Annotated in this window: 6 protein-coding genes; 3 read left to right on the top strand and 3 right to left on the bottom strand. The window is 39.0% G+C overall.

The genetic code is table 11. The features are described from left to right. Positions 1–2: 2 nt before the first annotated feature. Entirely contained in the window at positions 3–584 is a 582-nt protein-coding gene (locus AN392_RS14410; RefSeq protein ID WP_055013108.1) for a DNA-J related domain-containing protein, read from the bottom strand. A gap of 170 nt (positions 585–754) precedes the next feature. Between AN392_RS14410 and AN392_RS14415 the strand changes: the two genes are divergently transcribed. After that, positions 755–3577: a tetratricopeptide repeat protein gene (locus AN392_RS14415; protein ID WP_055013109.1), complete on the top strand. Its 2823-nt coding sequence runs from the start codon at positions 755–757 to the stop codon at positions 3575–3577. A 279-nt stretch (positions 3578–3856) separates the two neighbouring features. Here AN392_RS14415 and rho read toward each other — a convergent pair whose 3' ends face one another. Both rho and trxA read right to left on the bottom strand, forming a co-directional pair. After that, positions 3857–5116 (bottom strand): transcription termination factor Rho, encoded by a 1260-nt coding sequence (rho, locus tag AN392_RS14420; protein ID WP_010392671.1) that lies wholly within the window; start codon positions 5114–5116, stop codon positions 3857–3859. A gap of 188 nt (positions 5117–5304) precedes the next feature. Next, positions 5305–5631: a thioredoxin TrxA gene (trxA, locus tag AN392_RS14425; protein WP_008109071.1), complete on the bottom strand. Its 327-nt coding sequence runs from the start codon at positions 5629–5631 to the stop codon at positions 5305–5307. Between the two features lie 91 nt (positions 5632–5722). On the opposite strand from trxA, the gene rhlB reads away from it, so the two are divergent. After that, complete coding sequence (gene rhlB, locus AN392_RS14430) at positions 5723–7000, top strand: ATP-dependent RNA helicase RhlB (RefSeq protein ID WP_010392673.1); 1278 nt, start codon at positions 5723–5725, stop codon at positions 6998–7000. A 45-nt stretch (positions 7001–7045) separates the two neighbouring features. Next, positions 7046–8539: a guanosine-5'-triphosphate,3'-diphosphate diphosphatase gene (gene gppA / locus AN392_RS14435; RefSeq protein ID WP_055013110.1), complete on the top strand. Its 1494-nt coding sequence runs from the start codon at positions 7046–7048 to the stop codon at positions 8537–8539. Positions 8540–8849: the final 310 nt, after the last annotated feature.

The following is an 8849-nucleotide window of genomic DNA, read 5'->3' on the forward strand; positions in this document are numbered from 1 at the left end:
ATCTAATTTGAGCAACTCGCCTTGAGTTGCTCATACTCTATTTTTAGTTGTTTAAACACCTCATTGTCACCTCCTTGTTTATCTGGATGATGCTGCACTGCAAGTTGTCGCCAACGCTTTTGTAATGCTTTTAGTGTGACTGGCGATGTTAATTGCCAACGCACCAGCAGTTGTTGTTGCTGCTCATTACTCAGCGGAATTTCGCGATAAGTAGGCCTACTAAATTGCTGCCAAAAGCTATCTAATAACGCCTTGACTTCATCCGTAGATGTTTCAAAATTTTGCCAGTTTAAATAATAGTCGCGTAGTGGATCGTTAGGATGTAGTTGGTTATAACTGGAACTGTTTACTAGTTCAATATGTAAGCTTTTAACGACTAATTGTTGTTTTGGCATTAATTGCTGTTGTAGCTGATAAAGCGCATTCATAATTAAAAAATTGCGCTTAAATAGGTCGCGCTCAGGCTCGGCAGCTAAAGTATCAAGAAACCCACGTTGTTTTAACTCAGATGCTAAAGTATGAACCATCCACACTTTTTTATTGATTAATAGTTCAAAAATCTCATCTATCAGAGGGTTAAGCATTGTTTACAATCTATTAATTAGTGTATCTTGGATAAATTATCATATACCCAAATAACATTAAACCCCAAGGAGTGGGCGTGAGTGCCTGTTTTGAATTGGTCTAAATTAGATGTTTAAACTTGGTTTGGGTGTCGTTTTGTTATGGCTAGCAAGGATTTAAGGATATTTTTATGCTGACTCAGTTAAAGCGCATCTGCTTTATTGGCTTTTTGGCTGTTTTAAGTAGTGCATCAAATGACGCTTTATCAAATGAGCAGCCAAGTTTGTTTGAGCAGTTTAATCTTGAACAAGCATGGTCTGAAAAGCATCGCCTTGCAACCGATATCTTATCGAACCCTGATGTTCCAAATTTACAACGCATTACTATTTATAGCGATTTAGCTGAGCTGGCGTTTGCGCAAAGTGATTTAGCCAATGCACTAAAATATTTTAAATTGCTAGAGACCAATAGTACGTTAAAAGATCAGCCTAAACTTTTCTTTCGTGCGATTAAAATGCAAGGAGTTGTGCTTTATTATCAAGGGTTAGTGCAACAAGCGGTCGTTGATTATAGCCGCGCGTTAAACATCGCAATTGCGCTTAAAAGTCCGATAAAACAGGCTAATTTACTTAGTAATATCGGGCTTGCTTATTTTGATATGTATAACATGGAGCTAGCTCTTGATTATTATCAGCAAGCCAAAGTAATTTATGAAAAAGAGGGGAGCGCACAAGATAAGGCCGATATATTACATAATATTGCCGGTATTTATATTCGTCTCTCTCGATATGAGTCAGCTCTTGAGATGTACCGTGAGGTTTTAAAAGTTTTTCAAGAACTTGGCGATGAAGACGGTGTTGCCCAAGCATACGGTAATATGGGGGTGGCGTACACAGAATCGAGACAGTACCAATTAGCACTGCATTATAATCAGTTGGCCTTACGTTACTATCAAAGCGTTAATAATGCGTTTCAACTTTCTACCAAGCATACAAATTTAGCCACCATCAACCTTAAGCTAAATAAATTTGATGTTGCCTTTTATCACGCTAATGCGGGCCAACAATTTGCAATAGAGGCAGATAATAAGTCTTTACTGGCGGCAGCGTTACATGTGTTGTCAATTGTTCAATTTGTACAAGGTGATACGCAAAGTGCTAAACAAACCTCAGAGCACTCAATTACCCTTGCCAAAGAGTACAATAATGGGATGCGTATTAAAGATGGCTTAGGAATTGAAGCACTAATAAATGCGAGCTTAGGGGATTATGAAAAAGCGCTAAATTTACATCAACAGTACGTTGATTATCAGCGTAGTGTGAATACCGAAGAAGCCTCAAAAGCGGTCAGTCAATTTCAAATCCAGTTTGAATCGAATCAGCTAAACCAAGAAATTAAACAATTAAAACAACAACAATACTTACAAGAATTGCAAATAGCTAAACGTTCACAGTTAACGTTTTTGTTGGTGATTGTTGCCATATTAATTTTAATTACGGTAATTGCTGTTTATAAGCGCCGAACAGAAAAGCAAGCTAAGTTAAAGTTAAGCGAACAAGTTGAACAGCGTACTAAAGAGCTACAAAGTGTGGCGCAAGAGCTACGTGAAGCAAACGAGGTGAAAAGCCAGTTTTTAGCGAATATAAGCCATGAAATAAGAACACCGTTAACTGCTATTTTGGCACAAACTGATGATCTTATTAATGGTCTATACAAACCGGAACAGTTACAAGATGAGCTTAGAGTAATACAACGTCAAAGTGAGCACTTAAAAAGCTTGATTAATGATGTGTTGGACTTAAGTAAGATAGAGGCAAACCGGTTAGAACTTAATATTAGTTGTTTTGATGTAGTGAAGCTTATCAACGATATTCACGCTATGTTTTCTCCTCAAACTAAAGCGAAAGGTTTATCGTTAGTTTTAGACTGCCAGTTAGAAAAATCCTATTTTACGCGATTAGATTTAACGCGAGTAAAACAAATTCTTATTAATTTATGTGCTAATGCCATTAAGTTTACTCATAAAGGGCAAGTAACTATTGGTGTTAGTAAAACCGAGCAAGGGTTACTCTTTTCGATTAAAGACACTGGGATTGGCATGAGCTCATCTCAACTTAAACTTATTTTTGAGTGTTTTAGCCAAGCAGATAACAGTATTAGTCGACGTTTTGGTGGCACAGGACTAGGTTTGAGCTTGTCGCAGCAATTAGCGGCTATGATGGGTGGCTACATAAGTGTGCAGAGTGAGTTTAAAAAAGGCAGTGAGTTTTCATTTTATTTGCCTTGTATACAAGTTGAAGAGCAAGTTTGCCATGACGATCAGCAAGCTAAGTCAGATGAGCGACACAGATTATTATCAGGTAAGGTGGTGCTTGCTGAGGATCACAGTGATAACCGCAAACTGATCAGTCGTTATTTACATTCTCTTGGGCTAGAAGTGATTGCCGTTGAAAACGGTGAGCAAGCAGTAGAACAAAGTTTAAAGCTATACCCAGATTTAGTACTGTTAGATATTCAAATGCCTGTTATGGATGGTATTTCTGCGTTTGAACTACTCAAGCAATGTGGTTATGAGCAGCCTATTTTAGCATTAACGGCCAATGCTATGAGCCACGAGATTGACCACTACTTATCACTTGGTTTTAGTGACTATTTAGCAAAGCCAATCGATAAAGAGTCTTTTTATACTGTGCTAGCAAAATACTTAAATGCTGCAAATACAGAGGTATCAACTGAACAGATTCATGTTGATATGAGTGATTTAGTAACGAGCTTTCAACAAAGTTTAGCCGAAGAAAGCGAGCTTATTAAGCTACACTTTAAAGATGCTGATTATCAGGCGCTGCAAAAAGATAGCCATCGAGTGTTAGGGGCGGCACAAATGTTCGAGTTTAAAGACATAGCCTTAGCGGCAAAAGCGCTAGACGATGAATTACTTCAGCCACAAATAAATACACAAAGGCTAACAACATTAGTCAATAACTTACAGGCACTGTTTAAAAAGTACGAATAAATTAACTTAACCTGAACTCCGGATAATAAATCCATCTCAAGCAGCTATTTTCAGCGCTAACTGCGTTGAATTTATTTGCAATAGGCGAGCTATTGACGCGTAATTTCGCCTTGTTTTCACTAAAAATCTCTAGCTAGAGAAAAATAAACACAAATATTTTTTTGATTCAATATGTTAGTAAATCTCTTAACCAGAGTTCAGGTTAATCTACTTTAAAAACAAAAAAGACACCATTTGGTGTCTTTTTATTTAAAAACGTTGATTTAACTAGAGTTTAGCTTACTTACGTTTCATCGAATCAAAAAACTCATCGTTGGTTTTACTCATCGATAGTTTATCAATTAAAAATTCCATGGCGTCAATTTCTGACATGTCATGTACTATTTTACGTAAAATCCACAGCTTTTGTAGTTCATCCGGCTTAGTGAGTAATTCTTCACGGCGTGTGCCAGAGCGATTAAAGTCGATAGCTGGGAATACGCGTTTTTCCGCAATTTTACGGTTAAGGTGTAGTTCCATGTTACCTGTACCTTTGAACTCTTCGTAGATAACTTCATCCATTTTAGAGCCGGTATCAATAAGCGCCGTCGCAATAATTGTTAAGCTACCGCCTTCTTCAACGTTACGTGCAGCCCCAAAGAAACGCTTAGGTTTATGTAGCGCATTAGCATCTACACCACCGGTTAGTACTTTACCTGATGATGGAATAACCGTGTTATATGCACGTGCTAAACGGGTGATTGAGTCTAGTAAAATAACAACGTCTTTTTTATGCTCAACTAAGCGCTTTGCTTTTTCGATAACCATTTCCGCAACTTGTACGTGGCGAGAAGCAGGCTCATCGAATGTTGATGCAATAACTTCACCTTTTACTAGGCGTTGCATCTCAGTAACTTCTTCCGGGCGTTCATCAATAAGTAAAACCATTAATGTAACGTCAGGATGGTTATGTGTGATTGATTGCGCAATATTTTGTAGCAACATTGTTTTACCCGCTTTTGGCGGTGCTACTAATAATCCACGTTGGCCGCGGCCAATTGGTGATGCTAAATCAAGAACTCGTGCAGTAATATCTTCTTTACTGCCGTTACCGCGTTCCATACGAAAACGTTCGTTTGCATGAAGTGGGGTTAGGTTTTCAAAAAGGATTTTAGTGCGAGAGTTTTCAGGTTTATCAAAGTTAACTTCGTTTACTTTCAGTAGAGCAAAGTAACGCTCACCGTCTTTTGGTGGACGAATAAGACCTGAAATAGAGTCGCCAGTACGCATACTAAAGCGGCGAATTTGACTCGGAGATACATAAATATCATCTGGGCCTGCTAAGTAAGAAGCTTCTGATGATCTTAAAAAGCCAAAACCATCTTGCAAAATTTCTAAAACACCACCACCGAAGATATTCTCTCCGCCTTTGGCGTGTGATTTAAGAATTGCAAAAATGATATCTTGCTTTCTCAAACGGGCTACGTTTTCGAGCCCCATGGACTCAGCTTGGTTTACAAGCTCTTTTATAGACTTGTCTTTTAATTCGCGTAAATGCATATTGGTGGGTTCTTTATTACAGTTGTCATACTCAAAATCGCTTTATTAGATCGTTGAGTGAGGTTCGTTGAATATAACTAAGGATTAGTTGGCTTTATAAACTAGCAGGTCATTACAGCAGCGTCCAGTACTTCTGCAAAATAAATTATAAAAAAAGGGCTGAGAGCCCTTTTTTTAATTAACATTTATTAGATGTTATTTTCTAAAAACTCAACTAATTGTGTTTTTGATAGTGCGCCTACTTTAGTTGCAGCTACTTGACCATCTTTGAAAAGTAGTAGTGTAGGGATACCACGAATACCAAACTTTGGTGGTGTGCCTGCATTTTGGTCAATGTTTAATTTAGTGATAGTTACACGGCCATCAAACTCATCAGCAACTTCGCTTAGAATTGGGGCGATCATCTTACACGGTCCGCACCATTCTGCCCAAAAGTCTACTAGTACAGGTTTGTCTGATTGTAATACGTCAGCTTCAAAGCTATCGTCGGTAATTTGGATTATTTTCTCGCTCATTGCGCTCTCCGGTTTAGTTAGGCGAAATATTTAGTGCGTATTTAAACACTCTTGTTTCTTATTGCAAGTTTAAACGTTATGCTTAAACGCTATGACTAAGACACATTTGACCGATAAAAAGTTTTCAGACTTTGCTATTGCACCGGAAGTGGTTGCCGGGTTAACCGAAAGTGGGTTTGAATATTGCACACCCATTCAAGCTAAATGCCTACCTTTTATTTGTGAAGGGCGCGATATTGCGGGCCAAGCACAAACAGGTACTGGCAAAACGTTGGCATTTTTAACTGCCACGTGCCACCGGTTATTACAATCTAGCAAAGCACCTAGTAAACATCCAAGAGCCCTGATCATGGCCCCAACTCGGGAGCTTGCGATTCAGATACACAAAGATGCAAAAATTTTAGCGCCGCACTGTAATCTTAACTTAGGTTTAGTATATGGTGGCGAAGATTACGAAAAACAACGTGCACAACTAGAAAAAGGCGTTGATATTTTAATTGGCACCACAGGTCGCCTAATCGATTTATATAAGCAAGGCTGTTACACCCTTAATGAAATTGAGGTAGTCGTGCTAGATGAAGCCGATCGTATGTTCGATTTAGGTTTTATTAAAGATATTCGTTATATGTTCCGTCGTATGCCAGATACGTCAGAGCGTTTAAACTTATTATTCTCTGCTACGCTATCGTATCGTGTGCAAGAGCTTGCATTTGAACACATGACCAACCCTGAGCATGTGCAAATAGAGCCCGATGTAAAAACAGGTAAACGTATTCAAGAAGAGCTATTTCATCCTTCACAAGAAGATAAAATTAAGCTGTTGTTAACCTTGATTGAAGAAGAATGGCCTGAGAAAGCCATTGTTTTTGCTAATACCAAGCATAGCTGTGAAACCGTATATGCATGGTTAAAAGCAGACGGACATCGTGTGGGCATGCTCACCGGTGATGTAAACCAAAAGAAACGCCAGTCAATACTCGCGCAATTTAGTAAAGGCGAGCTAGACTTTTTAGTGGCTACCGATGTTGCTGCACGTGGTTTGCATATTCCAGAAGTAAGTCATGTATTTAATTTTGACTTACCTGACGATTGCGAAGATTACGTTCACCGCATTGGTCGTACAGCTCGAGCAGGCGCTTCAGGTCATGCAATTAGCTTTGCGTGTGAGCAATATGCTTATAACCTTCATGAAATTGAAGAATACATTGAGCACAGCATTCCATTATCACATTACGATAAAAGTGCATTGTTAGATGATTTAACGAAGCCGACTATTCATAGAAAACGTAATTTTTCTACTGGTCCACGTAATCGTAGTAATAACAACGGACGTCGCCCAAATAATGGTTACCAAAAAGGACGGTCTTAACCGACCGTTAGTTTGATTGTATTTGTAACTAGAGGTTTTTGAACGGTGGGGCAACTTAAACCGCAAAAAAATGTATATGCAGTCATTGATTTAGGCTCAAATAGCTTTCATATGCTTATTGCCAAATCAATGGCGGGCGGCCTGCAAACAATAGGACGCGTCAAACGTAAAGTAAGACTCGCGGCTGGGCTTGATGATAATAATTTATTGAGCTTAGAGGCTATGCAACGAGGCTGGGAATGTTTGGCCTTGTTTGCAGAGCGGTTGCAAGATATTCCAGCGCAAAACATCACCATTGTTGCCACTGCAACACTTCGTTTAGCAACCAACGCCGACGACTTTAAACTACGTGCAGAAGAAATATTAGGGCATAAAGTTAATGTTATTAGCGGCGAGCTAGAAGCACGAACGATTTATAAAGGGGTTGCACATACCTCTTCATGTACTGGCAAGCAGCTGGTTATTGATATTGGTGGAGCGAGTACCGAGGTTGTTATTGGCCAAGGTTTTGAAGCGCGTCACTATAAGAGCCTCAATATTGGTTGCGTGACTTTTCTCGAACGCTACTTTAAAGATTGCCAATTAAATGAAGCAAACTTTAATGCTGCTATAAAAGCAGCGCGAAATGTTGTTGATGAAATAGCACCTGAATATAAAACAGCTGGTTGGCAACTTGCCTCTGGTGCGTCAGGTACAGTGCAAGCTATTCAAGAAATTATGGTGGCACAAAATTTAAATGAAATGCTCACACTTGAAAAGCTCTATACCATCAAACAACAATCCATAGCTTACAAAACAATAGCTGAACTCGATTTACCAGGGTTAAGTGAAGAGCGACGGTTAGTGTTTGTATCTGGGCTGGCTATTTTAATTGCACTGTTTGAGTCACTAGAAATAGAACAAATGGGGTTAGCGGGTGGTGCTCTTCGTGAAGGTGTTTTATATAGCATGCTACCGGAGCTACATAATACCGACATTCGCCAACGTACTATTGATGGTTTTATGAACCGTTATCATGTTGATCAAAAGCAAGCATCTAGAGTATCAAGTTTAGCTGCACTGTTAGCTAATGAAGTCAGTCATTATTGGCCGATTGAAGCACAAAACGGATTGCCGCTTTTGAATGCCGTCGCGCAGCTGCATGAAATAGGTTTATTAATAGAGTATAAGCAGTACCACAAACATACCGCTTATATTTTAGAAAATACCGATATGCCCGGTTTTTCACAATCAGAGCACAAAGTGATCGTTGCTATAGCTAATAGTCATCGCTGGGACCTTCAAAAGGGATGCTTAGATCATTTAGGTGCACATAGTATTGTTGCCGCGTATATGGTTCGACTATTACGTATTGCCGTTATTTTATCTATGCGTCGACAAGATGATGTGTTGCCAAGCTTTAAGATAACAGCTGAGAATGAAGAGTTAGTGATTCAGTTTGAAAATAACTGGTTAAAAAACCACCCATTGATGGCAAGTGAGCTAAATCAAGAGATTAAGTATCAAAAAAAATGCGGTTGGAAACTTAAAGTGAGCTAGTTAATCCGGCTTTCGCGGAGTTTTTAGTGGTTAAAATGAGCTTTTAGTTGTATTTTTGTTCGAACAGTCATTTATTTCAAGTTTTCTGCAAAAAAGGGTTGATCTGTTTTCGGATCTCCCTATAATGCGACCCCACTGAGACGGGGAACGCCAACGCATAGCGAGGCACGAGCTACTCAGTGAGTCGAGTAAAACTTAGTTTTGAAAACTTTTAAGTTTAGCAAAATTAAGTGTTGACAAAAAAATAGGAAAGCGTAATATGCGCAGCCCTAGCGAGATAAAGTTTAACGCTTTAATCGCAATGTTCTTT

Origin of the sequence: Pseudoalteromonas sp. P1-16-1b, assembly GCF_001401785.1 — a bacterium.
Lineage (GTDB): Bacteria > Pseudomonadota > Gammaproteobacteria > Enterobacterales > Alteromonadaceae > Pseudoalteromonas > Pseudoalteromonas undina.

What these genes read in the sequence shown, in the direction of transcription:
- AN392_RS14410 (WP_055013108.1), bottom strand. Translation starts at nt 584, where the DNA reads ATGCTTAACCCTCTGATAGATGAGATTTTTGAACTATTAATCAATAAA.
- AN392_RS14415 (WP_055013109.1), top strand. Translation starts at nt 755, where the DNA reads ATGCTGACTCAGTTAAAGCGCATCTGCTTTATTGGCTTTTTGGCTGTT.
- rho (WP_010392671.1), bottom strand. Translation starts at nt 5,116, where the DNA reads ATGCATTTACGCGAATTAAAAGACAAGTCTATAAAAGAGCTTGTAAAC.
- trxA (WP_008109071.1), bottom strand. Translation starts at nt 5,631, where the DNA reads ATGAGCGAGAAAATAATCCAAATTACCGACGATAGCTTTGAAGCTGAC.
- rhlB (WP_010392673.1), top strand. Translation starts at nt 5,723, where the DNA reads ATGACTAAGACACATTTGACCGATAAAAAGTTTTCAGACTTTGCTATT.